General features: G+C 42.8%; 24 protein-coding genes and 2 pseudogenes. 10 read left to right on the top strand and 16 right to left on the bottom strand.

From position 1 onward, the window contains the following. Positions 1-417, bottom strand: a complete 417-nt coding sequence (locus DNL43_RS08090; protein WP_169790311.1) for a cupin domain-containing protein — start codon at positions 415-417, stop codon at positions 1-3. A 96-nt stretch (positions 418-513) separates the two neighbouring features. On the opposite strand from DNL43_RS08090, the gene DNL43_RS08085 reads away from it, so the two are divergent. Continuing rightward, a complete protein-coding gene (locus tag DNL43_RS08085; RefSeq protein ID WP_054769513.1) occupies positions 514-951 on the top strand; it encodes a MerR family transcriptional regulator in 438 nt (145 codons plus the stop codon). A gap of 44 nt (positions 952-995) precedes the next feature. On the opposite strand, the gene DNL43_RS08080 is transcribed toward DNL43_RS08085, so the two are convergent. Together DNL43_RS08080 and DNL43_RS08075 are read right to left on the bottom strand one after the other, a co-directional pair. After that, entirely contained in the window at positions 996-2,180 is a 1,185-nt protein-coding gene (locus DNL43_RS08080; protein WP_156645056.1) for an SAM-dependent methyltransferase, read from the bottom strand. Positions 2,181-2,266: 86 nt separating this feature from the next. Next, complete coding sequence (locus DNL43_RS08075) at positions 2,267-2,716, bottom strand: MerR family transcriptional regulator (RefSeq protein WP_054769511.1); 450 nt, start codon at positions 2,714-2,716, stop codon at positions 2,267-2,269. Positions 2,717-2,946: 230 nt separating this feature from the next. Between DNL43_RS08075 and DNL43_RS08070 the strand changes: the two genes are divergently transcribed. Beyond that, positions 2,947-4,419 carry an MDR family MFS transporter gene (locus DNL43_RS08070; RefSeq protein WP_056982357.1) on the top strand — a complete coding sequence of 491 codons (1,473 nt, stop codon included), beginning with the start codon at positions 2,947-2,949 and terminating at the stop codon, positions 4,417-4,419. Next, positions 4,419-5,135 carry a DUF4811 domain-containing protein gene (locus tag DNL43_RS08065; RefSeq protein WP_054769510.1) on the top strand — a complete coding sequence of 239 codons (717 nt, stop codon included), beginning with the start codon at positions 4,419-4,421 and terminating at the stop codon, positions 5,133-5,135. The genes DNL43_RS08070 and DNL43_RS08065 overlap by 1 nt, the downstream gene beginning before the upstream one ends. A 53-nt stretch (positions 5,136-5,188) precedes the next feature. On the opposite strand, the gene DNL43_RS08060 is transcribed toward DNL43_RS08065, so the two are convergent. Then, positions 5,189-6,133: an IS30 family transposase gene (locus tag DNL43_RS08060; RefSeq protein WP_263863748.1), complete on the bottom strand. Its 945-nt coding sequence runs from the start codon at positions 6,131-6,133 to the stop codon at positions 5,189-5,191. Between the two features lie 511 nt (positions 6,134-6,644). Between DNL43_RS08060 and DNL43_RS08055 the strand changes: the two genes are divergently transcribed. Next, positions 6,645-6,977 (top strand): hypothetical protein, encoded by a 333-nt coding sequence (locus tag DNL43_RS08055; RefSeq protein ID WP_054769806.1) that lies wholly within the window; start codon positions 6,645-6,647, stop codon positions 6,975-6,977. Between the two features lie 128 nt (positions 6,978-7,105). Here the strand turns inward: DNL43_RS08055 and DNL43_RS12405 are convergent, their stop codons facing one another. The 3 genes from DNL43_RS12405 to DNL43_RS08045 all read right to left on the bottom strand — a co-directional run bounded on the left by DNL43_RS12405 (position 7,106) and on the right by DNL43_RS08045 (position 8,954). Beyond that, positions 7,106-7,702: an aminotransferase class I/II-fold pyridoxal phosphate-dependent enzyme gene (locus DNL43_RS12405; RefSeq protein WP_434551820.1), complete on the bottom strand. Its 597-nt coding sequence runs from the start codon at positions 7,700-7,702 to the stop codon at positions 7,106-7,108. A 53-nt stretch (positions 7,703-7,755) separates the two neighbouring features. Next, positions 7,756-8,217, bottom strand: coding sequence for an aminotransferase class I/II-fold pyridoxal phosphate-dependent enzyme (locus DNL43_RS12400; protein WP_433962217.1), 462 nt, complete (start codon positions 8,215-8,217; stop codon positions 7,756-7,758). A gap of 152 nt (positions 8,218-8,369) precedes the next feature. After that, positions 8,370-8,954, bottom strand: a complete 585-nt coding sequence (locus DNL43_RS08045; protein WP_054769807.1) for a peptidylprolyl isomerase — start codon at positions 8,952-8,954, stop codon at positions 8,370-8,372. Positions 8,955-9,107: 153 nt separating this feature from the next. Here DNL43_RS08045 and DNL43_RS08040 point away from each other — a divergent pair, with 153 nt between their 5' ends. Both DNL43_RS08040 and DNL43_RS08035 read left to right on the top strand, forming a co-directional pair. Beyond that, positions 9,108-10,361 (top strand): MFS transporter, encoded by a 1,254-nt coding sequence (locus tag DNL43_RS08040; RefSeq protein ID WP_056982402.1) that lies wholly within the window; start codon positions 9,108-9,110, stop codon positions 10,359-10,361. 76 nt (positions 10,362-10,437) lie between these two features. Next, complete coding sequence (locus DNL43_RS08035; RefSeq protein WP_054769808.1) at positions 10,438-11,481, top strand: zinc-binding dehydrogenase; 1,044 nt, start codon at positions 10,438-10,440, stop codon at positions 11,479-11,481. Between the two features lie 112 nt (positions 11,482-11,593). Here DNL43_RS08035 and DNL43_RS08030 read toward each other — a convergent pair whose 3' ends face one another. From DNL43_RS08030 to DNL43_RS08000, 7 genes are all read right to left on the bottom strand, one after another. Further along, positions 11,594-13,786, bottom strand: a complete 2,193-nt coding sequence (locus DNL43_RS08030; protein WP_056982404.1) for a heavy metal translocating P-type ATPase — start codon at positions 13,784-13,786, stop codon at positions 11,594-11,596. Position 13,787: 1 nt separating this feature from the next. Further along, positions 13,788-14,231 carry a CopY/TcrY family copper transport repressor gene (locus tag DNL43_RS08025; RefSeq protein ID WP_056982406.1) on the bottom strand — a complete coding sequence of 148 codons (444 nt, stop codon included), beginning with the start codon at positions 14,229-14,231 and terminating at the stop codon, positions 13,788-13,790. Positions 14,232-14,394: 163 nt separating this feature from the next. Further along, positions 14,395-14,892 carry a GNAT family N-acetyltransferase gene (locus tag DNL43_RS08020; RefSeq protein WP_056982408.1) on the bottom strand — a complete coding sequence of 166 codons (498 nt, stop codon included), beginning with the start codon at positions 14,890-14,892 and terminating at the stop codon, positions 14,395-14,397. A gap of 94 nt (positions 14,893-14,986) precedes the next feature. Further along, positions 14,987-15,955 carry an IS30 family transposase gene (locus tag DNL43_RS08015; RefSeq protein WP_054769923.1) on the bottom strand — a complete coding sequence of 323 codons (969 nt, stop codon included), beginning with the start codon at positions 15,953-15,955 and terminating at the stop codon, positions 14,987-14,989. A 133-nt stretch (positions 15,956-16,088) separates the two neighbouring features. Next, the gene (locus DNL43_RS08010) at positions 16,089-16,925 is read right to left on the bottom strand and encodes a hypothetical protein (RefSeq protein ID WP_056982453.1); all 837 of its coding nucleotides are present in this window, start codon (positions 16,923-16,925) and stop codon (positions 16,089-16,091) included. Between the two features lie 26 nt (positions 16,926-16,951). Further along, positions 16,952-17,875 carry a GH25 family lysozyme gene (locus tag DNL43_RS08005; protein WP_056982451.1) on the bottom strand — a complete coding sequence of 308 codons (924 nt, stop codon included), beginning with the start codon at positions 17,873-17,875 and terminating at the stop codon, positions 16,952-16,954. 324 nt (positions 17,876-18,199) lie between these two features. Further along, positions 18,200-20,737 (bottom strand): M1 family metallopeptidase, encoded by a 2,538-nt coding sequence (locus DNL43_RS08000; protein ID WP_056982450.1) that lies wholly within the window; start codon positions 20,735-20,737, stop codon positions 18,200-18,202. A gap of 265 nt (positions 20,738-21,002) precedes the next feature. Between DNL43_RS08000 and DNL43_RS07995 the strand changes: the two are divergent. The 3 genes and pseudogenes from DNL43_RS07995 to DNL43_RS07985 all read left to right on the top strand — a co-directional run bounded on the left by DNL43_RS07995 (position 21,003) and on the right by DNL43_RS07985 (position 23,927). Then, positions 21,003-21,634: pseudogene (locus DNL43_RS07995) on the top strand (hypothetical protein). A gap of 259 nt (positions 21,635-21,893) precedes the next feature. Then, positions 21,894-22,598, top strand: coding sequence for an EamA family transporter (locus tag DNL43_RS07990; protein ID WP_225364689.1), 705 nt, complete (start codon positions 21,894-21,896; stop codon positions 22,596-22,598). 474 nt (positions 22,599-23,072) lie between these two features. Beyond that, positions 23,073-23,927, top strand: a pseudogene (locus DNL43_RS07985) (GRP family sugar transporter). Between the two features lie 97 nt (positions 23,928-24,024). Here the strand turns inward: DNL43_RS07985 and DNL43_RS07980 are convergent. Beyond that, positions 24,025-24,888: a YitT family protein gene (locus DNL43_RS07980; protein WP_056982446.1), complete on the bottom strand. Its 864-nt coding sequence runs from the start codon at positions 24,886-24,888 to the stop codon at positions 24,025-24,027. 111 nt (positions 24,889-24,999) lie between these two features. Continuing rightward, a complete protein-coding gene (locus DNL43_RS07975; protein WP_054769643.1) occupies positions 25,000-25,401 on the bottom strand; it encodes a type II toxin-antitoxin system CcdA family antitoxin in 402 nt (133 codons plus the stop codon). 207 nt (positions 25,402-25,608) lie between these two features. Here DNL43_RS07975 and DNL43_RS07970 point away from each other — a divergent pair, with 207 nt between their 5' ends. After that, positions 25,609-26,085, top strand: coding sequence for a TspO/MBR family protein (locus DNL43_RS07970; protein WP_056982444.1), 477 nt, complete (start codon positions 25,609-25,611; stop codon positions 26,083-26,085). Positions 26,086-26,104: the final 19 nt, after the last annotated feature.

Below are 26,104 nucleotides of genomic sequence, written 5' to 3'. Positions count from 1 at the left end.
TTATTTGACCTCCAATTGATCGTATTCCGTATCAGATACCGGTTCAAGCCACTCTGGTGTTCCCGCCGTGATTGCAATATGGGAGAACCAGCTGTCTTTGGTAGCGCCGTGCCAATGTTTAACACCATCGTGCGTAACGACAACGTCACCCGGTACCAAATACTGTGCCGGCTTGCCGTCTTCTTGATACCAGCCAGCACCTCCGGTTACCAGTAAAATTTGATAACCGTTGTGGTGAATATGCCAGTTGTTGCGACATCCGGGTTCAAAAGTAACGTTGCTGACACCAACGTTGACTGTAGGATCGTTTACCAATCCCTGCAAATAACTTTGGCCGACAAAATACTTGGCATAAGTATCATTCTTCGAACCAATGGGAAATATCACGCCATTTTTTACATCTTGATTTTTATTCATCATATCCTCCTTAAGTTGTCTATTGACTTTACAAATAGTACAATACAACTTAAAGTTAACTTTAAGTCAAACAAGACTTTCAATTGGAGGAATATCATGCCAACTAAAACTAAAGAACCGACATACGAAATTGGGGAGTTTGCCACACTGGTCGGGCTATCGGCCCCGACGATCCGATATTATGAAAATCAGGGACTGCTAAAAGCGCAGCGAACCGCTAACGGACGCCGCTACTTTACTGAGCAAGATATTAAGTGGGTTAAATTTCTGCTCCACCTCAAAGGTACCGGCATGAGCATCAATGATCTCAAAAAGTACGTTACCTGGCGAGCCCAGGGAGATGCCACCATCCCCAATCGACTAGATTTGTTGAAAGATACAAAGGCGGATTTCATGACAAAATACCGGCAGGTCCAACATCATCTGCAAATTTTAGACGATAAGATCGCTTGGTATGAAGCAAAGGAATCCGGTCAAGATACCGGTAAAGAACCATTTGCAGATTATCTTAAACGCATCGGCCACACAGTATAAAAAAGGGAAACACAAAATTGCGTTTCCCTTTACTATTATCTAAATTATTCGCCCTTGGCTTTGTAAACGTATTGGCGAGTCATTGGCAGACCAGTTCCACTTGGTGAATTGGTCAAAAGATATTGCATAACATCAATATTTCCGGCTTCAAATGAAGCAGCACAGGCTTGTAGGTACATGCCCCACATTCTGGAGAATGGGACCCCATACTTTTCCTTCACTTGATCGATAACCTTGGTGTAGTTATCGTACCAAATCTCCAACGTCTTTTGATAATGACGGCGCAGAGGCTCTAAATCGCTCATCTGCATCCCGGCATCCATGATATGAGTCATGTTTTCGGCAACGTTTGGAATGTATCCACCATGGAAAATGTACTTGTTCAAGAATGGATCAACTCCGGCACCTTGATGTTGGCCGGTAATCCCATGAATTAATGCACGACCTTCAGGCTTCATGAAATCATGAACCTTTTGGAAGTACAATCCAAGGTTTTCCTTGCCGACATGTTCGAACATTCCGACTGAAGTGACGTAATCAAATTGACCTTTGACTTCACGGTAGTCTTCCAACAAAACATTAACCTTGTCTTCAAGATGACGTTCCTTGATTTGCTGCATGGTGTAATCGTATTGTTCCTGGCTCAAAGTGATTCCTGTTGCTTTTAAGCCGAATTCTTCGGCAGCCATGAACAATAGAGTTCCCCAGCCACTTCCAATATCAAGCAATGAGTTGCCGGGTACTGGATTAAGCTTGTGTAGAATATGACGGTCTTTATTAATTTGAGCCTGTTCCAAAGTATCGTCATCATGTTCAAAATAAGCACATGAATAAGTCATACTCTTATCAAGCCACAATCTATAAAAATCATTACCGATATCATAATGCTTTTGAATATCGCTCTCACTAGCCTTTTCGGAATGAGATACCTTTGGTAAATGCTTCAAAAATGGATTGTTGGTCAAAAAGCTGTGGTCGGCTCTGAATGCGGAGGCAACCAAATCTTCAATGCTGCCTTCAATTTCAATATCACCGTTCATATAGGCTTCTGCCAACACCAAAGTTGGTTGTGAAGTCATTTTCTTTAATGGAATCTCTTTTTTAATATCAATTTTAACTTGCGGCTCGCCATCGCCATAATTTTCAGTCTTGCCATCCCAGTATGTGGCTGAAACTGGAATATCAAATGCGTGGCTAAGCAATTCTTTGTAAGTGATCTTCTCTAACATGAATTCTCCTCCATCATTTTTAATAACACTACATAGTGTAACGCTTATAGGGGTACAAAAAGCAAGCGTTAATTTCTTCAAATTTCTTAAATTTTATTTTCGGCTGGAACAACTTTAAACTTGGTTCCTTCTTTACTAACAACCGCATAAAGGATTGACTTCTTATCATTGTCGTCCAAGTACCCCAGGTTAACTGCGGGCTGACCATCGATTGTGGCCATTCCTTCAAATCGGTCAAATAAAACCTGTTTCAATAATTTTAATTCATGACTCTTAGACTCGGCCTTCTGCGCAGCCACTGAAAGGGTATATCCCTGATCTAACAACAGCTTCATCTGATAAACCTTCATCAGCATACTATAGGTAAATTTTCGGTTCTGCCCTTTTCCCTGAATGCTTTCGATATAGCCCTTACTTTCCCAATAACGAAGTTTGGTTTGAGAAACCCCGGTCGCGGTAGCAACGTCACCGATTCCAAGATGCCAATCGTTATTTTTCATGATTTGAGCCAGCTTGTGCTGGAACTCCTTGTCCACAATGATCCCTCATTTCCAAATGACAAATATTTGTAATTGCTTCCATTGCCTTGATATCGGCATTGCAATTATTAAATTGTCTAATACCGGTGAGACATTTATTAACATTAAGTATATATTTTTAAATATGTTTGTCAAGATGCTTGATAATGACGTCGAATAATCTTATATTAGTCCCTGTTCGATTTTTAGATAAAATCAAAATTTTACAATAAAGAAGGTAGTAAATCGTGGGTAACACATTAGATAAAAACGGGAAACCATATAACCGCGGCTTAATGATTATCGTTATTCTGATTGGAACATTCTGCACGGTTCTTAATCAGACAATTCTTTCAACCGCATTTCCTACTATTATGAAAGCATTCGATGTCAATACATCGACTGTTCAGTGGTTAACGACTGGATTCATGATGGTTAACGGAATTATGATTCCTGTTAGTGCCTGGCTGAGCACAAGATTTAATTCAAAGTGGCTGTATATTGCTGCCATGATGGTCTTTTTTGCCGGAACGATTGTTTGTTATATCGCTCCCAGCTTCGCCGTTCTGTTGATTGGCCGTTTAATTCAAGCACTGGGTGTTGGTGTTACCATGCCACTCCTTCAGACAATTATGCTGTCAATCTTTCCACCCGCAAAGCGTGGAACCGCCATGGGGCTTGCCGGAATTGTTATCGGACTGGTGCCTGCCCTTGGCCCAACCCTTTCAGGATGGGTTATTGATAACTGGACCTGGCGTGATCTTTTCGGAATGATCATCCCATTAATGTTCCTGGTTATTCTTGCCAGCTTCTGGTTCGTTAAAAGCGTCTTGGATACCAAGAAGACCGGCATCGACATATTATCAATCGCAATGTCGACCATCGGATTTGGAAGTTTGCTTTACGGCTTCTCTTCTGTTGGTGAAGATGGCTGGGGCAGCACCACAGTTATTTCAACGTTAATTGTTGGTGTGATCTTCATTACACTGTTCATTTGGCGACAATTAACCATGAAGACACCATTCTTGGAATTCCGAGTTTACCGTTCATTTCCATTTACAATTTCAGCTGTCCTTAGTTCCGTCACCATGATGGCCATGGTTGGAGTTGAAATGGTTATTCCATTGTACCTGCAGATCGTTAAAGGAATGTCAGCATTCCATTCCGGATTAACCCTGTTGGCAGGTGCTTTGATGATGGGAATTATGAGTCCCATTACTGGTCGAGCTGTTGACCGGTATGGTGCCAAACGCCTTTCAATCATTGGAATGTTCCTCTTAACACTTGGTTCAATTCCATTCATCTTTATTACCAAGAGCACCTCAACTTTGTACATTGTTGTCTTCTATGCAATCCGGATGTTTGGGATTTCAATGACAATGATGCCTGCAACCACCGTTGGTATGAACTCGTTGCCAATCAATTTGATTAGTCACGGAACCGCTGTTAACAATACCCAGCGACAGATTGCTTCATCAATTGGAACTGCGGTCTTAATCAGTATTTTGACCAACGTTACCAAGAGCAATCAGCCCGGCAAATCAATGCTGACAACCAATCCGTTGGGCTACCGTGATCACATGATCAACGCCACCTTAACCGGTTATCATGCCGCATTTGCCATTTCACTACTCTTCTGTATCTTAGCCTTGATTACCGCCTTCTTCTTGAAAAACCGTGGTCACTCAAGCGACTATACTAAAAAAGGAGATGAAGACTAATGATTGTTTTAACACTTGGTATTGGCGTGGTTCTCTCATTTATCTTCTTCATCTACATTTCCAACAAGCCGACAAGTTACACATTAACTGCGCTGTCACTGCTGTTGGCAATCGTATCAATGGTTTTCATCATTAAAAATGACCGTGACCATTACGGAATGAAGCAGGTTACCACGACAACCACAACTCAAATTTACCCAGTTGGCAACAAACAAATGCAGATGCTTTTGTATCAACCAATTGGTACCGCAAATAAGCATCAAGTCTACATCTACCAAAAGCAACATGATTCAAAGAAAAAATCCCATACCCAAACGACTGACACCACCAACAAAGTGGTCAAAGTTAACGGCTCGACTCATCTTGTAACCAACACAACCCGTTGGGAATACAAGAATGACGCTGCCAAGTTCTGGTTTGGAATTGCTGGTGAAAATCACAAGTTTGTTAAACGCCAAAACATTTTTTATGTCAATCACTCAGTTCAAGTGCTGTCTGTTAAACAAGCCAAGGCCTTAAAGAAAGTCATGGCAAGCAAGTCTTACCAATCAAAACTTAAGGTTCAGGCAAAAGCATTCATTACCAAACAAGTAATGGCTGCTATGAAGAAAGATCCGACGATGTCAGCTGCTGATCGTGCCAAGGTTACGAAGCAGGCTCAGGCGGAATTTCAAGCACAGGCTGTTAAAAATGTTTTGAAACAAATTCAAAAATAATTAAAATCGAAGGATCTCACTCGCTGAGGTCCTTTTTTGTATCTGGCGAATTGTCAAACTAAGTGCAACGGTTTGTCAAAAAATACTTCATATGGGGTTTCATAGTTTAACACTTTGCGAGGACGTTGATTTAACTGCTTTTGGCAGTGTTCAACGTCCTGTTCTGTATAATTATCAATATCTGTTCGCTTGGGAAAATATTCCCGGATTAATCCATTTGTATTCTCATTTGTTCCACGCTGTTCAGGCGAATATGGATCGGGCCAATAGACAGTAACACCTAACCTTTCGCTGATTTCATCAAGATGAAGAAATTCGGTCCCATGATCTGGTGTAATAGAATGAACAAATTCTTTAGGAATGTCCCCTAACAGTTCAACTAAGCCTTTATTTATCTCCTGCGAGTCCTTTTGCACAACCTTTTTGATAAGCGTAAGCCGACTAAGCCGATCGACAACCGTTAAAAGGATGGAGTGACCCGTTCGACCAATCACAGTATCAATTTCCCAGTCACCTATACGTTGACGCTGGTTGATAAAACCAGGGCGCTCATGGATCGAGATATAGTCGGTCTGTACTTCTCGATGTCGTCTAGTATTCTTTGAATGCCGAGTCCGATGTTTATGTCTGAGATGGCGCTGAATACCGGTATCACCACGTGAGGAGTACTTCTCACCTAAATTGTGTTGATAGATATGACGGTAAATTGTGTTGTAGCTAACACACCATTGATGTTCCTTATTAAAGCGAGCGGTAATCTGCTCTGGTGACCAGTGCAGATCTAAGATGTAATGAACAATTTGACGACGTAATTGTGGATGGCTGTCTAATAGTCGCTTCTTGTGACAATTCTGCCGCTTTTGATGATAGTCATTATCTGCTTTGCTTGGGGAATAATTACCTGCACAACGTTTTAACTCCCGTGAAATAGTGCTTGGATTTCGCCCCAGCCGTAACGCAACAGCCCGGATAGATAACCCCTTAGCTCGTAAAAACATAAGTATTTCACGTTCTTTTATAGTGAAAATAATGGTTTGAGTCGCCAGCGCCAGTGACGCCAAATAAAAATCACTTCATATTCCCGCAAATAAATTTGCGGGCACATGAAGTGATGACAACCAGCCATTTGTTGTTAGTTTGTAGGCAGACACTTTGATAAGGGTGATGATACATTCACTGCTGTTGAGGCAAGATTCGGAAGTCATTATTTTGTTTGAAAATATATTGACATGAAGTCTTATCAAAGTAAATGGTAATGGTTACTGTTTATTATACATAACCACTCCTCTTTCGTCCAGTCTATTTTGGAAATTTATTAAAACTGATTGAACAGTCGAATGTTTCTCGGACGACGATAAAAAGGCCATCAAATCCGGCTTTACAGGAAGCGCTCACTTTGCTTATGTGCCGGCCTTAAAAAAGAAAGTCATGATTCTTGACGGCCATATTTGCATATGTTTATATAATAACTGTACAGACGCTTAAGGAGTTCCCAAAGGAGGAATACCAATGACAGATTTAAAAGCTGAAGTTGACACTAACCATGTTCATAGTTTGCACTGCGGCCACACCAAGGTTTTGCATCACGATCATATTGATTTTGTAGAAGCCAACGGTCACTTACACCATAAACATGAAGATCACTGGGATGAATGTAAAATCGAAGTTTCAGATCAAAATCCCGATGGTGAACATCCTGTTGAAGGTGAAATTCATGATGACTATTGCGGCCATCAAGAAGTTCCCCATGGCGATCACATGGATTACCTTGTAAACGGCAGATTGCAACACGTTCATGACAATCATGTAGACGATCACGGCCCATTAGACATTGTCAGCTAGACATTTAAAATCGAATAACATCAATATAAAAGCAATCATCCCGCCAAGGAATGATTGCTTTTTTGTGATCCATTTAATTGTTTGACGACATCCTAACCAACAATCATGCGGACAGTCGGTTTCAATCCTTAATGTGATAATACGGCCGTTAATTTGGACAAGAAGAATTCTAATTCTTTGTGTGTGCCAACTGTCACCCGGATATGATGAGGATACCCCCATGGCGTGCAGTCACGGATGATAACCCCCTGCTTCATCAAATCATCGACGACTTGAGTTGCATCGGGCGCACCGTCCGGCAGCTTTGCAAACACAAAGTTGGCTTGGGAAGGCGCAACCGTGAACCCCAGTAACCCCAACGATTCAACCAAGCCTTCACGATCACCTAAAATCTTTTTCCGGGTTTTATCAATTTCGGCTTTATCAAATTGCATTGCGGCGGCAGCCCCGGCAATTGCCGTCCGGTTAGTGTTGAATGGCTCCGTCACAGTGTCGTACGCCTGAATGGCCTCAGGGTCGGACAATACGTATCCCAGTCGGGCACCAGCCAAACCATAAAACTTGGAAAATGTCCGAACCACCATCACCCGTTTTTTACCAATATACCGAATAAAGTTGGCCAAGCTCAGATGATCGGCAAATTGAGCATACGCTTCATCCACAACGACCCAAACGTTATCAGGGACCTTATCCATGAATGCTTCAAGCTTTGACGCATCGGTAATCGTTCCGGTTGGGTTATTGGGATTGCAAAGCCAAATCAGCTTGGTTTTATCGGTTATTTTTGCTCAAACTGATCCAGGTCAAACTGATAGTCGGCAGTCAACGGAATTTCAATCACTTTGGCACCCATTAATTTGGAAACCTCACGATACAACCGGTACGACTGCTTGGCAATGAGAACTTCATCGCCTTCGTTGATAAACATCTTGGAGATGGTTTCAATGATATTGCCGGCGCCACTTCCCAAAGCAACGTTTTCCGGCTTCAATCCGGTTTCGTCAGCCAGAAGCTTCTTCATGTTAACAAAGTCATCTTCAGGATATCGATTCAAGGTACTGATACTGTGAATCATTGCGTTCTTTGAATGATAGTACGGCGCATATGGGTTTTCATTAGACCCCAATTTAACCACTTTATCCAAGTGATACTTCCTGCGAACTTCGTCTTCAGTTTCGCCTTGAATATATGGCTGAGTAATATTAACTTCTTTTCGATATGTTTGATCAAATTTAACCATAATTTCACCGCCTTAATCACAAGTTTCTGATTTCTACAAGACCATCGTACCGCGAATGAGTCGGTGACTGTGGATTATTGATTGTTTAATTGCACAAAAAAGCTGGGCCAGAAAATTTCTGGTCCAGCTGTGGATTTTGATAGATGCTTCAATTATTTACTGATTTCAACCTTTTCCATGACAACGTCTTCTTTAGGCTTGTCTTGGGCGTTCTTGGCAACTTGGCTGATTTCTTTAACAACGTCCATACCAGAGATGACTTGGCCAAAGACAGTGTGTCTGAAGTCGAGCCATGGTGTGCCGCCGTTCTTGTATGCTTCAATAATTTCTTCTGGATAACCGGCAGTCTTCATCTGAGAAATCATGCCGTCATCAACGTGTTCGTTGCTGACAATGAAGAACTGACTGCCATTGGTATCTGGACCGGCATTAGCCATTGATAAGGCCCCGTTGATGTTGAACAGTTCAGGTGAGAATTCATCGGCAAAGTTGCCGCCAAAGCTGCTTTCGCCACCCATCCCGGTTCCGGTTGGATCGCCACCTTGAATCATGAAATCAGGAATGACCCGGTGGAAAATGACGCCATTGTAGTAGCCCTTTTCGGCCAAAGCAATGAAGTTTTCAACCGTCTTGGGAGCTTGTTCAGGGAATAATTGAACCACAATGTCGCCGTGGTTGGTCTTAATGGTAGCCTTGGGTCCTTTAGCGTTATCTAAATCTAATTGAGGTAAAGTCATTTTATATCTCCTTTAATATACATTCTTTGTCTTCAATGAGCTTATCACAACCATCAATCAAAGTCAGGAACTTTGACGGTATTTCCCCGCTTTTATGACGAATAAGGTAAAATGTTGATAACAATCATTCCAGAAAGTCACGAGGTATTCGCCATGAAAGTTAACGAAGCACATTGGCGCCGTAATATATATTTGTTTTTAACCAGCCAGTTTTTGACGGGAATCACCAGTATGATTGTTCAATATGCCATCATCTGGTACCTGACTAAAGAGACCGGCTCTGCAACCATCTTGAGCATTGCCACAATTTTGGGCATGCTGCCGATGGCCTTGCTGAGTCCATTTGTCGGCCCGCTGGTAGACCGGTGGAAAAAAAAAGCCTTGTTGATCGTGCCGGATATTGTGGCCGCAATCTTCGCCATTATCCTGTCAGTCTCTGGCGGCGTCTTTCACGTCTTTCCAGTCTGGCTGATTTTTGTATCGTTACTAATGCGATCAATTGCGCAAACATTTCAGATGCCAACCATTCAATCGGTTATGCCGACGATGGTTCCAGATGCAGAATTAACCAGAGTCAACGGTCAGCTGGGAATGGTTCAGTCAGCCAACATGGTGATTGCGCCTGCGTTAGGAGCTTTCTTGTTTGCAATTATCCCCATGCAATACCTGATTTTACTGGACGTTCTCGGGGCAATTCTTGGCATCAGCTTTTTGATTTGGGTTCAGATTCCCAATAATGAAAAAATCGACGCTGCCCTGCACATGCTCCATAACACAAAATTAGGCCTCCAGCAGCTCATGGGCAACAAGGGGCTCTGGTACATCACCATAACCGGTGCCGTCTTCATGCTGCTCATTATGCCCGCTTCAAGCATGTATCCGCTCATGACTATGAAATATTTTCAGGGAACCGTCGGCCAAGCGGGATTCATTGAAGTCCTATACTCCAGTGGCATGCTTGCCGGCGGGGCGATTATCGGCATCTGGGGAAACTGGGCGGATCGAATGAAGCCGGTCATCTTCTCACTTTTCCTGGTTGGCGTTCCAACTGGCATCAGCGGCCTTCTTCCCGGTAATCAAACCGGGTTCATCTGGTTCGCAATTTTAAACGTGATCGAAGGGGTTGCCAGTCCACTCTTTAATACCCTGTTAATGGCCATGATCCAACAAAGTTATCCCGCCAAGCAGCTGGGACGGATTTTGGGCGTCTTAAATTCAATTCTGAGTCTGACCGGCCCCCTTGGCTTGATTTTTGCGGGGCCACTTGCCGATTCGCTGGGAGTTGAAACACTCTTTATCATTGCCGGCATTGGGACGGTCATTTGCGGCATCTTTGTCCTGCTGATTCCAGTGATGCGCCAATACGATATTAGACTCCAGGAACGGCTTTCTGAAGCCGAAAAATAGTCTATCCAGGCTTGCCTTCAAGTCGACTTTAAGGTTTACAATAACCTTGTAAATAAATTTATGAGGAGATTATGACATGAAATCAACCATTTTTGTAAAACCTGGCAAAGTTGAAATTCAAAACATTGACAAGCCAACCATTCAAGCTGATGATGACGCAATTTTACACATTGTTCGAGCTTGTGTCTGTGGATCAGACTTATGGGCTTATCGTGATTTAGAAGATAAGGAGCCGAATTCTGAGAATACCGGCCACGAAGCAATCGCAATTGTCGACCAAGTCGGTAAAAATATTACAACTGTCAAGCCGGGAGACTTTGTAATCGCACCATTTACCCACGGCTGCGGTCATTGTGCTGCCTGCCGTGCCGGTTACGAAGGAAGCTGTCAGAGTCATAGCGACAACTTTAGTGCTGGTTATCAAGCCGAATACGTTCGTTACCAGCATGCCGAGTGGTCACTGGTTAAGATTCCAGGCAAACCTGAAGACTATAGTGACGGCATGTTAAATTCGTTACTGACTCTCGCAGACGTCATGGCAACCGGCTATCATGCTGCCCGTGTCGCCAACGTTAAGCCCGGTGATACAGTCGTCGTTGTCGGTGACGGTGCTGTCGGCCTTTGCGGTGTAATCGCCTCACAGATGCGTGGCGCAAGCCGAATCATTGCAATGAGCCGCCATGAGGACCGTCAAAAGCTGGCAACCGAATTTGGGGCAACCGATATTGTCCCTGAACGTGGTGACGAAGCCGTCGCTAAGGTTATGGCTTTAACCAACGGCGCCGGCGCCGATGCTGTTCTTGAGTGTGTTGGCTCTGAATTATCAACCGATACCGCAATGAAAGTTGCCCGTCCAGGTGCAACCGTCGGCCGAGTTGGCCTGCCTCATACAAAAAAGACCGATTTAACGAACTCATTTTACAGTAACCTGGCAATTGCCGGTGGTCCCGCTTCTGTAACCACCTATGACAAATCAGTTCTGCTAAAGGCGGTCTTGGATGGCGATATTCACCCAGGCAAGGTCTTTACCAAGCGCTTTACGCTCGATGAAATTGATGATGCCTACCAGGCCATGGCCAAACGTGAAGCAATCAAATCGTTGGTTGTCGCTCAAAAATAGAGAGTGGGACAAACGGCGTTTTAGCAAAATAATATGACATTCCAAAAAAGAGGCTGAAGCAAAAGCATACACTTTTGTTTCGGCCTCATTTTTTGGTTATCACATTTTAAGCTTAATCATTTTTAATTTTATCAGCTGTCAATCCCATTGCGTTAATCGCAACGATAACTGTCGACATTGCCATGACAACCGCTCCAACGGCTGGGTCCAAGATAAGTCCAGCGAATGCCAGAACACCGGCTGCCAATGGGATGGCAATGATGTTATATCCGGCTCCCCACCAGAGGTTTTGAACCATTTTACGGTTGGTAATTTTAGCTAAGTCAAGGAAGTGGAGAATATCACTTGGTTCTGATTTAACCAAGATGACATCAGCGGAATCGATTGCGACATCAGTTCCGGCACCAATGGCAACACCAATATTGGCTTCTGCCAAACTTGGAGCGTCGTTGACACCGTCACCAACCATGATGACGTGATTGCCCTTAGCCTGGGACTCAGAGACAATCTTTTGCTTGTCGTTGGGCAGCAGACCAGCATGAAATTCGTCTAAGCCAAGTAGCTTGGCAACATGTTCGGCTGCTTTCTGGTTATCACCAGTCAGCATAACCGGGGTAATCCCACGTTTCTTTAATCCGTTGATCAAATCTTTGGCACCGGACTTGATGGTATCACCTTCAGCAACCATTCCCAAAACCTGTTTGCCTTGAAGAAGGAAGCTGACAGAGTTGCCTTTGGCGGCCCACTGATCAGCAGTGGCGTTGTCAAATGAAATCCCATTTTTGGTCAAATAGTTTCCATTGACAATCGTGTAATTTTGACCGTCAATATCTCCGGAAATGCCAACACCGGGGATATTTTGAGAGTTCTCGGCGGCCTTAACAAAGATGCCTTTTGCTTCTGCAGCTGAAAGAATCGCCTGTGCAAGTGGATGAGTCGAGTTACTCTCGAGAGCAGCTAATTTACTTAACAATGTTTGTTCGTCATTTCCAATAGTTGGGACGACGGCATTCACGGTAAATTTGCCTTCAGTCAGAGTACCGGTTTTGTCCAGCAACACATGACTGACATGCTGACTTGCTTCAATTGCCTGACGATTTCGAACCAACAGACCATTTTGAGCCCCGATTGCAGTTGAACGGGCGATTACCAATGGAACCGCGAGCCCCAATGCATGAGGACAAGCAATCACAAATACCGTGACCATCCGGGTAACCCCAACTGAAAAGCCTTGCGGCAGCCATGCGAAGAAGGCGATGATCCCAATTGACAATGCTGCGTAGAAAAGATACTTGGCAACGAGATCCGCCAGACCTTCAGCTTTAGACTTTGACTGTTGAGCTTCAGAAACCATCTTCATAACTTGTGACAAATATCCTGATTCACCGGTACCGGTAATTTGAACGGTTAATGTTCCGTTATTGTTTGTCGCACCACCAATGACCTTGTCACCGGGATTCTTGGTAACGGCAGCAGATTCACCAGTTACTAATGCTTCATTAACAGTTGATTGACCATTCGTGATGGTTCCATCGGCAGGAATACTTTCACCTGCACGAACCTGAAATGATTGACCAACCTGCAAATCAGATACTTGAACATCTTTGGTTTCACCATTATCAGTAACCAAATGAGCTGTCTTAGGTAAGAGAGCGGCCATTTTTTCAACCGCATCCCCCGCGCCCATCACAGCGTTCATTTCAATCCAGTGTCCCAACAACATGATCAGAATCAAGGTTGCCAGTTCAAACGAGAAATCCATCACGTGGGTTGATGTGGCTAACACATTATTGGCAATGAATGCGTAAATACTGTAAAAGTATGAAACGGAAATACCAAGGGTGACCAATGTCATCATAGCGGGTTCTTTGCTTTTAACCTCAGCCCAGGCACCCTTTAAGAATGGTGAACCGCCATAGAAGTAAAGTGCGGTATCAAAAAGGAGAATCGCGATTCCTTCAAATATCGGCGCATTAAAATTGAGAACTGAAACGTTGAGTCCCATAATTGGCGCTAAAAGTAACACGGGGATAGCGAGAACAACAGAAATCCAAAATTTCTGCTTCAGGTTACCCATGTGCATCATTTGGCCGCCATGCATCATCATGTCACCGCCCATGTCCATTCCAGACATGTCATCGTGACCTTCGTGACTCATATCCATATGGCTGTGATCCATTTTCATATTGCCATCATTCATCGACATCTTGGAATGATCCATCGTCATTTTTGAATGATCCATCTTTGAATGATCCATGCCACTCATGTCATGATTCATATTCATATTATCTTTGTTACTTGCCATCTCAGCTATCCTCCTCACATGTCATCTTCCCGGGAAGACAGTTACAGTGAACCATCTCCGGGGCATCTTTGGCTTTTTCTGCCAAAATCTTTTGTAATTCTGCAATATCACTTTTCGAAAGCTCACGGGTTTTGATCACTTGGGCAATCGTTGATCCTGCCCTCATCGCACACATATGGTCAAACAGATCATCTGCGGCAGCCGACATTGATTCTTTTTCACCAACCACTGGCTTAAAAGTAAATGGCCGGCTTGCACCAGTCTGCTCAACTGCCCCTTTCTTAATCAGGCGGTGCAGTAGGGTCTTGGTGGTCGAGTCCGACCAGCCTTCCAATTGATTCATTGTGTCAATCAACTCACGGCTGGTTGTCTGGCCCATTGTCCAAATTGCTCTCATAACTTCCCATTCTGAATCGGTGATGGTTACGTGCTTTGCGTCTATCATTTTATTAACCTCATTTTTAATTTTTTAAATTTACATTTGTAGCTCTCAACAACATTAAGTTTACAACTGTAACTTATCTTTTGCAAGTTATTGCACGTCGTTGACGCTTTTAAAACCAAAAAAAGTGACCAGAATGCTGTTCTGATCACCTTTTACATATCAATTAATTAAAATGTTTTCCTAAAATATCCAAGCTTCTGCGTTGCCCATCCATATCTGCTACATCCGGCAAATGGCCCCAAGTTTCAAATCCGTTATGTTTAAAGAGTTTTTGACTTGGCAGATTATGACTGAAAATAAAAGCAACCAACGCGTCCAGTCCCAGCCGGGGTAACTCACCAATCACAAAATCAAGGGCTTGTTGTCCCAAGCCTTGATGACGGAAATCGGCATCAATGTAAATACTGATTTCCGCTGTCCAATGATAAGCCGGCCGGCCATAAAACGACTCCAGCCCAACCCAGCCAGCAATTTGACCATCAATTTTCATGACCCAAAGTGGCCGAGTATCGTGATTAAAGGCTTCAAACCACCCTTCACGGGATTCAACAGAAACGGGTTCCAGATCGGCAGTCGCAAGTCGACTGGGAATAATTTCGTTATAAATTTCGACAATTTTGGGTAATTCACTTAATTTGGCATACTCAAATTCAACAGGCATCCTAATTCCTCTATTCTTAATGACTATTCTTTTATTCTATGCCAGCAAAGGACGCCACGCAATGACGATTATTAATGACACTTCAAATGTCAAATTAAGTTAGAAATTTTAGCTGCTCATCAGTGATTTGATTTACGAATGCCTCAAGTGGTGTTTGATAATTGAGACTTTTTCTGGGAATATGGTTCCGTCGACTAGCAACAGCCTGGACAAATTCATCTGATAGCTGGTCCATGATGAGATCATGGTGCAACCCATCCTTACGAAGTAAGTTGTTGGTGTTTTCATTCAACCCACGTTGATTGGGTGCTCCTACAGCGGCAAAGTAAATATTTAAATCAAACTGGTTAGCAATCGTTCGCCAACCGGCGAACTCCTTACCATTATCAAACGTGATGGACTTAAACAAGTGGCGTGGCAGCTTCGTCAACCAGGCTGCTAAACTACGATTGACGTTTTGTGATGACTTGGTATGTGAATTCAAAACAATTGCGACCTTGGTCTGCCGTTCAACCAGTGTGGTTACGGCACCCTGATGGTTTTTGCCTTGAACCGTGTCGCCTTCTAAATGACCGAATTCTCGTTTAAAATTAGGATAGTCCTGATAACGGGTTTTTAAATCTCTGCCCAATTGCCCAGCTTTTCCTCGTCGTTCAACGTACCCATTAGGGTGACGCTGACCATGCATGGGTAAATCTTTGGCGAACAAGCCAAAAGCATCATGTTTGAAAATGCGATATAGGGTTCGTACGCCGCAGCTAAAAGAACGTTCGTGGCGATTAATAATTGTATCTGGTTGCCACCCCGCTTGAATTTTGGCTTGGATATAAACCAGTTCATCAGGGGCTAGTTGAATGGGCTTACGCCCACAATGTTGTTTGTGCCGTCGATAATGTTGTTGGTAATCAATAAGCGTACCACCAGCGTCAAGAAAACGATAGATGCGATAAACGGTTTCAGCACTCCGGTGGAGTGCTGGTGCTACTCGGTAAGCCTTTTTATTGAGCTTCCAAAAGGAATAAATTGTAGTGAGTTCGTCTATGGTAAGATGAGTATAGGTCATTTGTGATCAGCCTTTCTTTTGATTTCAACACTCAAAAGTCTATCACAAATGGCTTTTTAAATTTCTAACTTAATTTTACAAACAGGGACAATAAAAAAAGCCGAAGTTTTCACTTCAGCTCTTTTGAATATCATTATTTCATGCTGGCTGCCATCCGAATAGCAACCGCTGGATCATTTGCTTTTAATCGGTAAACAACGCTGCCGTCTTGCCAAGTAATGACTTGTGATGAACTGCCAACGTTGAATTTCACAACTCCTTGGGTATTTGGAGCAGGAAGTGAATAACTGTTAAACATCGTGACACTTGAAACCGCCAACTTCTTTGGAGTGGTATTGTTAACTGGACTTCCATGAACACTGATTGACCAGTTACCTTCGTTCCAAGTAATGTACTGCTGGCCGGCACCCGACTGCGTATGACCAACAATCGAATGACCGAGGTTTACTTTAGGCAATCCTTTAACTTCTGAGGCTGCCGTGTAATCAAGTTGACCTTGAGCTTGCGAAGCAGAGGAATAAGTCCGCTTTGATAAAACAGCATATGGCGTTTCGCCTTTAATGCTGGCATCATTCAGTGCCAACGGATTGCTTCCGGTACTGTAGTAAACAGTGCTGTTGGAAGAATTTCCGTTATATCGGATATGAACGTTTTGACTTGTCTCACCGAGGCCAGAATTTTGCGGTAACAAAGTATCTGCCAATTTGGCTGATAAATCTTTGGTCAATGATGCAAAATCATATGACTGACTGTCTGCTTGAGAATTATTGGCACCTGATGTAGCAGTTGCACTCTGTTGGCTTGCGGAGCTTTGTTCAGTGGATGAACTTGAGCTGTTTGATGAGCTGCTACTGTTTTGCATATCGGTTTTAGATTCGTTATTCGAACTTTGCTTGTTGGAATTACCGTTACCACAGCCGACGAGGATCAGGCTCAGTAATAGGACGCCACCTAATTTATAGAGTTTCATGATTTACCTCCAAATGTTTGCTCATATTATTGCACATAATTCTTGTTGGCGGTTAAGTATCGACCATCAGCAGTTTCAAAGTAATATGATCCGGTCGACCGTTTTTGAAGGCCGCTTACTGAAACCTTGGTTCCTGGTTGAACAGTTACAACCCGGTGAGATTTCTTGAAGCTTGTCGAATCATATAAATAAATCTTCTTGGTTGTCGTTACGCTGGTAACTGCACTTGTAAAGTACGTTGGAGTTGAAGTATCAGCTGATTGGGCACCACCGATCCACCAAGTAATTGGTTTGCTTGAGTTCAAAATGGTGCTGGCATCAACAGATTCTTTTAAAGCTGGAACGTATTTCTTGTTGGTATACTGCCACAAGTCGGTTTGAATTGTTGGCTTGGATGAGTAGTTTGCGATCCACTGAGCGTCAAAACTCTTTCGAGCGGTGTTGGCGTGAGCAGTTGCAAATGATTGGTAAGAATAGAAAATCAATTTTTTACCGGTTAATGAACGCATTTGGTTGTACCAAGCTTTAACTGCGGAGTTGGTTGATCCGGATGTCACGTCATTTTCTTCGTAATCAAGGACGTAGAATTTAGCGTTCTTATTTGAATGTTGGTAAAAGACGTTGGCTTCATGTTTGGCACTTGCAGCACTGGTAAAGGTTGCGTAATCATACTCACCAAATGGAATGCCGTACTTGGTGTAAAGATTCGTATTGTTTGTTGCGTACTTATCTTGATAGTTGGCACCATACTGGCGACGATTAATGATGAAAGAAACCTGACTCTTCAAATTAGAAACTTTGGATGCAGTCAGCTTGCCCTGCCATTCGGAAATATCAGGAATAACAGTTGTTGCAGCTGATGCCTTTGCACTTCCCAAAAACGAAACTGACAAAATAACTGTCAGAACCGAAAGGATAATAATCCGTACCTTTTTATTTAATAAACTCATTCAAAACCACTCCGCATTTTTTATTTATTTAACCCAATATAGTCGGGTAAACATTTTCGTTAATTCACTTACCCAACATATGACAGAATGACCTTGAGTACAAGCAGTCTGCTTGGGCCGTTTTAATATATTACAGCTTGAAATGGCTTTACCGAGCGACTACCATTACTTCTTTTCAGTAATATTATAAATGTGTAACATTACTCCTAAAACATAGGCTTTACAACCATTAATGAATAAATTGGAATGCTTCGTCGATTAACAATTTTCGATAAAAAAAGCCTCGTTTACTCAACGAGACTTTTTTTCAATCAATCGATATCGTTATTTTACAGCTTTGGCGATAGCTTTGTTAACATCGTCTTTTTCAGCTTGAACTAATTGAACCCGACTATCAATAATACTAATATCCATCTTGATTTCCCGAGTTAATCCAGGAGTTGGGATCTTCGGTTCGAAGAAGGCTTTGAATTCATCCAAACGTTTGCCTGTATGGAAGATTCCAGCCGTAACCGTAATATAAGTAGCAAATTCCATATCACCGCCGACCGTATCTTCAAGCCACTGCCAGTCATTGCGAATCCAATCCCAGGCAGCCTGTTGACCATCATCATTGGCCAACACGCCACGGTACCAGGCACGAAGGTCTTGGGGCTTGATTGTATTGGCATCTTCAAACTTACCAATCAACTTGGCAATCAGCTTTGGATCCGTGGTAACGGTAAGGGCTGCACGAATATCCTGCTTGTAGCTGGCATCAGAAGTTTGTCGGTAATCTTCCAAAAGATTATCAAATAATTCTTCACTGCCAAAGTTCTTGACTTCATTTCGAAGAACAAAAACCCGAATATCAGCTGAAAGGCTTCCCAGTTGTTGCTCATTTTCTTTAAATAAGGAGTGAGCAGAAGCCATCGCATCGGCATTTTCAGCATACAACGCCGCACTTAAAATGTATGGGCGGGTTAACTGATCGTCGTTTGACTCCCCGTCTTTAGGCGCAAATCCCAATCGAGCGAGCTGACCGGCACTTAATTTATTGAAGAACTGTTTGAGTGTCTTTTCTTCAGCCGACTTAGGGGCAACAAACTTTTTCAAGTTGTTGGCAACCCGATAAAGGGCAGCATTGACAATGTTGGAATGGCTGTCTGCAAATTGTGGCAGTAATGGTGCCAGGTAGGCATAAGAAGTCTTGCGGCCGTCTGCCAACAATCTGAGATCCTGAATAATTTGAAGTTGAGAAATATCGTCCAATTGATCAACATTCTCCAAAATATCTTTCATTAAATCAACGTCGTATTGAATAATAAAGTGCGAGTTGTTGCCGACATTTAGCAAGAATGGTTCTCCGTGTGAAGCACGAAGCTGGTCATAATGATCAATGGTAATTGATTTGTCGGTCATCAGAGTTGGAACTTCATCGTAGTTACTATTCAACGGAATTGACCATTTACGGTCGGCATCCTTACCCTGGCCAATGAAGAATTGATTCTGGGTTAAGGTAAGTTTGCCATCCGTCAACTTGGCAGTGATAACTGGATAACCGGGTTGGTCAAGCCAAGTCTTCATGATTGCACCAACATCCATCCCGGATGCATCACCCAAGGCTGACCAGAGATCATCACCGGTGGCATTATGGAATTTATGAGCGGCAAAGTAATTCTTGAGACCTTTTCTTAAAGCATCGTCACCAACAAGTGCCCGTGCCATGAACAGCATTCTGGCACCTTTGGCATAAACAATTGCTGGATCAAATAATGAATCAATTTCGGCCGGATTTTCAACATTCACGTGGACGGACTGAACACCGTCAGTGGCATCCCGTTGAAGTGCTGATGGCACATCAGAGGTCTGGAAGACTTCCCAAATATGCCAATCAGGTTCGATGGCATCAATCGCAACGTACTCCATCATGTTGGCAAAACTTTCGTTTAACCACAGATCATCCCACCACTTCATCGTGACGAGATCACCAAACCATTGATGGGCAAGCTCATGGGCAATCACAGTTGCAACCAATTGTTTCATTTCAAATGACGTATTCTTTGGGTCTAACAATAGGTAAGCTTCACGGTAGGTAACCAGACCCCAGTTTTCCATAGCGCCTGCAGAGAAGTCAGGAAGGGCCAACTGCCATGAATGTGGCAGTGGGTATGGTGTCTGATAGAAGTCCTCGTAAAATTCGATTGAGCGTTTGGCAATGTCCAAGGCAAAGTCGAGTTCGTCGGCCTTGTGGGCTTTGGTTGCGAATACGCCAACTTTGACCCCGCTCTTGGTTGTTGTCTGTTTGCTTTGAAGCTCGCCGAAGCCAAAGGCAATCAGGTATGTGGACATTCTCAAGGTTGTATCGAAGTAATGAACGCCATTTTCAGTCTTAATTTCAGGCATGTTACTGATAATGGTTTCGCCGTCGTGCTCGTCAAATTTGATTGCCAGGTCAAAAGTAGCCTTGGCTTCAGGTTCATCAACACATGGGAAGGCTTGGCGGGCCGCAGTGGTTTCAAATTGCGTCCCAATAATCTGCTTCTTAACCCCATCAACTTCATAATATGAAGGATAAATGCCCATCATGGTATCAGTTAATTTGGCATTGAACTTAATTGCCAAAGTAACCTCACCGGTCTTAGGCAGATCGATACTAATTGCTTCATTATCATCGTCGGTCGTAAATGAAACATCTGATCCGTCAGCAGTCACCGATTCAATATTCAAAAATTTTTGATGAATGGAGATTGACTGCGTTTTAGCCTCACCGGTAATGGTAGAGGTTCCGGAAAATTGTTTGCTTTCCCGATTAATATCCAAATAAATACTGTAATGACTTGGTTGAAATTTATCATAAAAATGCGTGATTTGTTCTGCCATGAGTTGCCTCCTTGAGAATTTGATTAATTATATTATACGACTATGAGAAAGATCGTGGGTAAAATATCCGTCCATTTGCCTGTATCTTGATTGGCATATTGATAGTCTGTATACTTTAAATTGATGAGAATTATTGATACGAAGGCAGCTTGTTTGTGTACTATGTCAGCCAATCAGATGCTGACATTTTATTTTTAAGCAAGTAAATGTTGCCGCTGGGGGGATTATCATTCAAAATACACAAGCTCAGCGTTGGACCGGCTTGATCTCCGGCCTTCTTTTGAACGCTTTTGGAAACGCATTGACAATTTCAGCCAACATGGGAGTGCTGTCTGGACCGCCTCGGCTGTTAATTATAGTCACTGGCTTGGAGTAAATGTCGGCATTATTTTATTTATCATCGGCTTCCTAAATACCGTCACCAATCAATTCTTAATCCGTTATTGGGACTGGCCGCGGTTTGTCGGCGAGATTTGTTACGTTTGCTTCTTCAGCTATTTTGTTAATATCTTTGCCAACTTCTTTACCGCGGTGGGAATTGGCGGGCTGCCAATTGTTGTCAGAGCCATCTTGTCATGCTTGGGAATTGTCTTCTTCTGTACAGCAATTTCACTGTATCAGCGGGCAAACATTCTGATGCATCCAAATGACGATACCACAAATATCCTCCAGTTTATGTACCTGAAGAAAAGTGCGGTGGCTGCACAATTAGTCGACTTTGTGCCACCCATCGTCGCAATGGCCATTTCATTTGCGGTCACTAAGAATTTATACGCAGTCAATATCGGAACCATTTTCTCAATTCTTTGTAACGGCTTGATCATTCAAACCGCTGACCGGTTGGTTTGGCCAACTTTGAAACACAATTTCAAAACCCTTAACAACACCAAAAATTAACCTGGTGAACCATGAATTTGAAATGTTCATGGTTTATTTAGTTGGGAGACGATTTCTTGAAACATTATGCACCGTTATTTGTTGCGCTTGGTGCTATCAGCTATGGGATCCCCGGCTCACTTTTTAAAATGGCCCGTGCCGATCACGTAACTGATGGACTGCTCTTAACAATGACATTTTCGATTGCATTTATCATTTTCACCTTGGGACGCTTCTGCTTAAGCCCACAGTTTCGTAACGTTCCAGACAAAAAGCTGAAATGGCTGGTAATCGCCTCGGCACTTCGATGGGCTTTACCAACACATTTTATTTGTTGTCTTTATCGTACGTTCCGGTTGCCATCGCCGCGGTCATGATGATGCAGTCGGTTTGGCTGTCAATTGCCCTTTCCTGTTTGCTTCACCGTAAGCTTCCCACCATTACCCAAACGATCAGTGTCATCACCATCTTGCTCGGCACCGTATTGGCAACCGGGCTCTTTCCCCTTCAGCAAAATGTTTCATGGAAAGGAATGGGGCTCAGCTTCTTATCTGCGCTGGCATATGCCTTAACCATTCAATTCACCGGAAACATTGGGGAAAATCTGCATCCCCTCACCAAAGCTCAACTCATGAGTGGCGGTGCCCTAATTGTCATCCTGGTCATATGGGTTCCGACCATTCTCCCGACCAATCATCTGATGACCGGCCTTCAATGGGGTGGCATTACGGCATTTTTCGCCATGCTGCTGCCCCTCACCTGCTTTTCATTCTTCATGCCCCATCTATCGTTGGGAATTGGACCGATTATTTCGTCTTTGGAATTGCCGTCCTCAGTTGTGTTTGCATTTATTCTGTTAAGCGAATCGGTTACGGTCGCCCAAATCATTGGGGTTTGCCTCATCATTCTGGCAGTTGTCGTCACGAATATTTTGCCGCTAAGGATGCGCGGTCAATACGAACAAATGCATCGCAGCCACAAGTGAAATTAAAAGAAATCTTCTATTGCATCTTGGCAAAGATGTGATAAATTAAATGTAGAAATCAACTCGGTTAATATGAAAGGGATGACCGCCATGATCACGGGACTAATCTTACTCATCATTTTTGCATCACTGGTTTTCAAAATCAGTTGGCTATTTATCAAAATGTCAGCTTGGCTGGTTTTCCTTTTACTAGGAATTCTAATTTTCTCCAAGCTCCTGATCGTTGGCCTGATAGCTGCAGCAATTTATGGCGTTTATATGTTGTATCAGCAAGCTCAGGTGGCAAATTATAATAATCGACATTAAGAGTGTGAAAGTTATTTACAAAAGAGAGACCAAAATGATGGTTTCTCTTATTTTTTATGTTTTTTTAAACAATGTAACCGTTTGTATAGAAAATTTATTTCATAAGGGGTATTATAAGTAGGATCACAAATAACATAATTGCTTTACCTAAAAAGGAGAATATTGATTATGAATTTAATTATTGCATTGCTTCCTGCTCTTGGTTGGGGCTTAATGCCCCTCATTACTGGAAAAGTTGGGGGATCACCGTCTAACCAAATTTTTGGAATTGGTGCCGGAACAACGATTATTGGCTGAATTGTCTTTTTGATTAACCGCCCCGTTGTGAACTGGACCGCGTTTGTATTTGCGATGGTCTGTGGCGCTTTATGGACAATCGGTCAAATTGGCCAATTTATTTCATTCAAACGAATCGGTGTTTCAAACACCTACCCACTATCAACCGTCTTTCAATTGGTTGGTAACTCAATTCTGGGTGTTCTGATATTTGGCGATTGGCAGGGGACCAATTCAAAGATTATCGGGATTATTGCCCTGATTATTGTAATCGGTGGTGCCTTAATGACTTCCGTCAGTGACGAGAAGTCAGGTAAGATCACTTTGAAAGACGCTCTGTTCCTGCTTGCAACGACTGTTGGTTACTAGATCTATTCATCATTTCCAAACATTCCAATTATTAAAGCCCAAAGCGGAACATCCATCTTTTTGCCAGAAATGATGGGAATCCTGATTGGTGCCGTTATCTACGGCCTGTTCACTGATCGCCAATCATTCAAACAGCGTGAACAATACTTGAATATTACCGCCGGCTTGCTCTGGGGGATTGCAGCTCTTTCTTACATTTACTCAGCTCAGGCAAACGGAAATACCTCTGCATTTATCTGGACACAGTTGAGTGTCATTATTGCCACATTTGGCGGAATCCTGATCCTACATGAAAAGAAGAGTCACCGCGAGATGCTATATACGATCGCCGGAATTGTCTTAATCGTGGTTGGTAGTGTCGCTACTTCATTTGCTTAATATTTTTTGAAATTATAAATAAAAAACAGGCAGGTAAAATCAGTCATTGATTTTACCTGCCTGTTTGTGCGTATTAAAAGGTTCATCACGATCCCAGTTAAAGAATCCTTCGCATATCCAAACCACGGGCACTGCGAATGTTTTCAACCACAATCAATGCATTCTTATCCTCTTTTTCAATAATCGGGACCAACTTGGTCACTCGTCGTGGACTTGCGATCATGTACAGCATGTGCTGATCGGCATCACTATAATATCCGGTTCCGTTAAAAATGGTCATTTCCTGATTCAGTTCGTTTGAAATTGTCACCGCAATCTGCCGATACTTCGGTGAAACTACCAATACCGCTTTCTTTGCGCCGATATTTGCCAAGAACTGGTTGGTGAAGATTGAATAAACGTACAGATAAATGACTGTCAAAACCGTGTTGGTAAAACCAATCAGCATAATAAACGGGAATACAATAAACAAATCGAAAATCAAGCTCCCGGTACCAACTGAGATGCCAAAGAAATAATTCAAAATTTTCCCGATGATGGTATCTCCGGCAATTGTCCCATTGTATCGAAAAATCAATCCAATCGAAATTCCTGTCAACGCACCTGCGAGAAGTGTCGGAACGATCACCTGTGTCGTATGGTAATGATAGAAGACCGGTATTTTTAGGAAAACCGTCATCCAGGCAATTGCCCAAATTGTCAGGTAAGTCGTCTTCTTTTCGAACAGCTTATAACCAATGGCAATCAGTACAACGTTAATAAGTAAGTTGGAGAGATAGGATGGAACGCCAAAGGCATAGTATAGCAATGCAGTAATTCCCATTGCACCGCCTTCACCAAGATGGGATGGCAAAAGCAGGTATTGGTACGTCATTGAATAAATGAATGCCCCTACAGCCACCCCGATTAACTCAGTCGCTTTGATGTTAAGTTGCTGCCAATATTTTGAAATTAAATTCATTCTGCACCTCACTCATTATGTATGAGTTATATTCTAACATCAAAATCCGCTTGTTTGTATGGGCTTCTAAATTGAATCAAAATATATTGACGCTTTCGTGGCTCAGATTTCTTATAACTCACCCAACTTCTTCCGTAAAGCTTCGGTTAAGACGGCACTGAAATTGATTCCAGCTTCCCTGGCCTTTCTATCCAAATCAGCTGGAATCGTGGTGTTCTTTCGAACCGTCAAGTTTTTAATTTGCCGTTTGGCTTCATCCAGATCCACAGAAATCTCAACAACATACTGATCATCAATTAATTCAATGTCGGAAACTGGGGTAATGTGCGGCAGAATCCCCTGCTTAATCAAGACCTTTCCAAGTTCCGTGCTGGCAGTTTTTGCCGCACAATCAACGTCCTCTCCCACAACGGCGATAGCTTTAACATCCGGAAAAGTCACCTTAACGTTCCCATTTTGCCGATCAGGATCAAAGACGGCCGGATATCTGACAATATTTTTACATTTTTTCATGGTTTACAACTCTCCTACAATCAATTTCTCTTCTTAATAGTTACATACGAAGGATTTCTGATCCGTCTTTAAAAAAGTCAAAATTCAGTCGCCAAATCACCGCCCCGTTGATTTAGCGTTAGTATAGAGTTGCAAGCAGGATTACCATCATGTAATCAGTTTGCTAACACTTTAGATGTATTTTTTGATAACAAGGGAGATTTTATCGTGTCTATCAAATCAACAATTAATTGGTTCGAAGTGGCCTTTTGGATCGTCTTGGTGGAAATCATCGGCATGGGATCCGCACTTTTGTCAGGTAATATTCGGGCAATGTACAATTCACTCACATTACCGCCGTTTTCACCATCCGGGGTCGTATTCGGAATTGTTTGGCCAATCCTTTATCTACTCATTGGAATCGCCGGCTACATCATTTGGAACGATCGCCAAAACAACCAGATAAACGTTTATTTATTTTTGGGTCAGCTATTATTAAACTTCATTTGGACGATTGTCTTCTTTACAGGTGACATGTTCACAATTGGCTTTATTCTGATTGCGGTCATGGATATTATCGTTGCCGACTTAATCCGACGGATGATGCCGCTGAGTCAAATTGCCGGCTGGGTATTGGTTCCTTACCTGGCATGGTTGTTATTTGCAACATATCTGGCAGCTGGAGTTGCCATGTTAAATCAGTAACCAAAAGAAAAGGAGCAGC

This window comes from Lentilactobacillus kefiri, assembly GCF_009739535.1.
Lineage (GTDB): Bacteria > Bacillota > Bacilli > Lactobacillales > Lactobacillaceae > Lentilactobacillus > Lentilactobacillus kefiri.
Note: the sequence above shows the minus strand (reverse complement) of the source record. Positions and strands in the feature narration are given on the sequence as shown.